Below are 2,684 nucleotides of genomic sequence, written 5' to 3'. Positions count from 1 at the left end.
CTTTGAGAAAGGGTTTGCGTAGCAAACCCTTTCTCAAAGCTCGTTTCAAATTATCCCGAACTCACGTTACCTATTAAAGCCCCCAACAAATTACTATCGTCAAAGATTGCCTCAGTTATATTTGCCTCTTGCAAATCTGCTCCCCGTAAGTCCGCCCCCCGCAAATCTGCGTATTGTAAGTTTGCATTGTGCAAGTTCGCCCCCCGTAAATCTGCCCCCCGTAGATTTGCGGCTTGCAAATTAGCGTGGCTACAGTTGCTTCCATTAAGAGCCGCCCCGCTCAAGTCGGCTTTCTGCAAATCGGCTTTAACAAAATAAGCCCCGCGCAAATTCAAGCCTGCAAAATTACGTTGACCAACTTGATACTGTGCCAGCAAGGTATTAGCAACGGACAGGCTAAGGTTGGCGATCGCTTCTGTCCCAGCGCGAACTATTGATAAATTGGCGGATTTCCCAAACTGAAGCCTTTGAGGATCGTCACTATCCGCAGCAAGGGAAGCTTCTAACTCATCGATAATCCGCAATACCCCAATAATTTTCCCATGGGGATCGTGAACCAAAACAGTTGAAATACTCACATTAATCCAACTGCTATCGCGAAGCTGCATCGCCATCTCAAAGCCTTCAAGGGGCTTGCCAGCTAGGGTGTCGAGAATTGCTGATTGTAATTCTAAGGATTGAGATTCAGAAATATGCGGTAGGGAGTGATTAAAAGTAATGGAACTATTCCAAGCAAATAGCTTCTCGGCGGCGGTATTCCATAATAAAACCTTTCCGTCAGGACTAACAATATCGATCGCCACTGGAACCGCCTTAATCACCGCACGTAACAATTCATTAGTCCGCTGAAGACTAGATTCGGCTTCTCCTCTCTCACTAATATCAATACATACGCCATCGGCAAATACAGCGCCATTGTCGGTCAGGTAGTAACGGGTTATATTTTGTACCCACTTCACTTCACCAGCGATCGTGATAATCCTAAATTCATGACGGAAAGTTGCCAGCTTATCAAAGCCAGCCTTGATCAAAGCCTTAAACTGATCGACATCTTCAGGATGAATTAAATCCAATAATTGGTAGGGAGTAGCAGTCGCATATTTCGGCAAAACACCAACTAAATCAATTAATCCATCGCTAATAAATGGAATTGAAATAGTCCCATCAGAGGAGATGGCGAGACGATAGAGAGTTGCGGGCATACTCGAAGCGATCGCCGCCAATCGCAGTTCGCTCTCTTGGAGAGCAGATTCTGTGCGTTTGCGTTCCGTAATGTCACGGGAATTAATGACTAAACCCTGTACATTCGCATCCTGCAAAAGATTGCAACAGACTGATTCTAGATAAATCCAATTCCCATTCATATGTTGATAACGCATCACAATGGGAGTTGATACGGATAGGGTATCTACCGACTGAGCCAAAAAATTTTGAAAAACTGGTAAGTCTTCAGGATGGATAAACTTGACATATTTCTTGCCGATTATTTCTTCAGGCATATAGCCCAAGGTCTTAAACAAAGCGGGACTGCAATAGTGAATCGTCGTATCTATATCGAGAATATTCACAATGTCAGAAGAATGCTGCATCATCGCACGTAACTTTGCTTCGTTGCGAGTGAGATTGCGAGAAATGCGTCGTTGTTCTTCTCGCTCTACTCGAATTTGACGATCCATCAGATTCAGTTTCGCGTTCATTTCCGCAACGCGAATTTCTAATCTTTGATGGGAATGCTGCAGCTTTTCAACTTCTTGCTTCCGTTGGGTAATATCCTGAATCCACCAACGCATCCCCGTGACCCTGCCATCGATTGGCATCCGAATGCTAATAATAGTGAAACTGGCATCAAAAGGCTGTCCTGTCGGAAACTGCATCCGAAAATCTAAACTTTTAATGTTTTGCCCTCTTTGCAACTGACCGAGCAAACGCTTAAATTGTTCTTTATAGGAGGGATAGACGAAGTTTTCTAGATTTTGTCCAATTGGATGCGAACCAAACATCAATGTAGCCGCACGGTTAGCTTCAGTAATATCACCTTGAGCATTGGTAACAAAGTAGCCATCAGGAGCAAAATCAAAGAGTTCGCGATATCGATCTAGTTCCCCTGCAAGGGATTGCTGATGAACTTCCAGTTCTATTAAACTTGCTCGCAAAACATTAAAAGCATCTGCGAGGTTAAGAGTCCTTGCCTCAGTCTTAGTGTCAATTTCAGTGGAAGATGGTACGGGCGGTAAAGCAATTTGCTCTAGATCTTGCAGTTGCTGAATCGAAGTGGCAATCAATTCGAGACAAAGACGCATACCCATATACAATCCATACTTTAACCAGTCTTCTAAGACCTATATAGTATAGCAACACCAAGAGGAGAAGAGGGTGGATTATCTTGCGGATAAAAAATGTCCCACCTAGTTATACCAAAGCTCAAAATGGCTACGCTATTTTGAGCTTTGAAATAGAGATTTGAAATAGAGATTTGAAAGGTCTTACAGGTTTTAGTTTTTAATTCGCAAAAGTTTTGCCTCACTTTCGTGAATTGGAATTATTTATAGGACTCCAGAGGATGAGTGGCGGCGCGAAGCGCCGCTACTCATCCTCTGGAGTCTGTTAACGTGAGTTCGGGATAATTTAAAACGGGCTGTGATACCAATTTCCAAAAGTGTAGCCACACTTTTGGAAATTGGTAT

At 43.4% G+C, this 2,684-nt stretch carries 1 protein-coding gene; it reads right to left on the bottom strand.

From position 1 onward, the window contains the following. Positions 1-50: 50 nt before the first annotated feature. Complete coding sequence (locus AC805_RS04770) at positions 51-2,306, bottom strand: PAS domain S-box protein (RefSeq protein ID WP_055074353.1); 2,256 nt, start codon at positions 2,304-2,306, stop codon at positions 51-53. Positions 2,307-2,684 lie beyond the last annotated feature (378 nt).

The sequence above is a fragment of the Pseudanabaena sp. 'Roaring Creek' genome (assembly GCF_001402795.1).
In the GTDB taxonomy this organism is placed as follows: domain Bacteria; phylum Cyanobacteriota; class Cyanobacteriia; order Pseudanabaenales; family Pseudanabaenaceae; genus Pseudanabaena.
This window is presented reverse-complemented; position numbering and strand designations above follow the sequence as displayed.